General features: G+C 35.3%; 1 protein-coding gene. It reads left to right on the top strand.

Annotated features, from left to right (window positions below):
- On the top strand, positions 1-866 hold an 866-nt coding region (locus AVBRAN12647_RS09575), incomplete at both ends, for a molybdopterin-dependent oxidoreductase (protein ID WP_336615114.1).

The following is an 866-nucleotide window of genomic DNA, read 5'->3' as shown; positions in this document are numbered from 1 at the left end:
AACAAGCTCACTGGGCTATGATAACTCTTGCATCTGTTTTAGGACAAATTGGACTTGATGGTGGTGGATATGGGTTTGCATATCATTATGCAGGTGGGTTACCAATTCCAGGCTCTCTAACTTTAAATGGTGCTGGAAGTGGAGCTACATTTGACACGAGCAAGGATTTTGCTGGATTTCCAGGAATTGGTGGTATAAGTGTTAGTCCATCAACTAAAGGAGAATGGAGCAATAGAGAAAACGAAGTAATTCCTGTTTCAAGAATAGTAGATATGCTTGAAAATCCTGGTAAAGAATATGATTTTAATGGAAAGAAAAAAGTATTTCCTAATATAAAATGTATCTATTGGGCTGGTGGTAATCCAATGCACCATCATCAAGATAGAAATAGACAATTAAAAGCATTTGCTAAGGTTGATAGTTTTATAGTTCAAGATTGTTTTTGGACTGCTAGTGCAAGACATGCTGATTTAGTTCTACCGGCTACTACTGAAATAGAAAGAAATGATATAACTAAAGCAAATACTAACAGATATATATTTGCAATTAAACAAGCCATACAACCACTTTACAATGCGAAAAATGACTATGATATTTGTTGTGGTATATTAAAACATTTTGGAGATAACGCATTAAATGCCTTTACAGAAGGTCGCGATATGATGGGTTGGGTGCAATATTTTTATAATGAAGCTCGCGATAAAGCAAGTGCTACAGGCCTATCAATGCCAACCTTTGATGAGTTCTGGGCTAAAGGCTATGTAGAATTTAAAGCTCCTGAAGAAGCTAAGAATTTCGTAAAAATGAAAGATTTTAGAGATGACCCAATTACTAATAGATTAGGAACTCCAAGTGGTAAGATAGAA

Source organism: Campylobacter sp. RM12647 (assembly GCF_020138135.1).
In the GTDB taxonomy this organism is placed as follows: domain Bacteria; phylum Campylobacterota; class Campylobacteria; order Campylobacterales; family Campylobacteraceae; genus Campylobacter_E.
The sequence above is the reverse complement of the archived record's forward strand: the minus strand, read 5'-3'. Positions and strand labels throughout refer to the sequence as shown.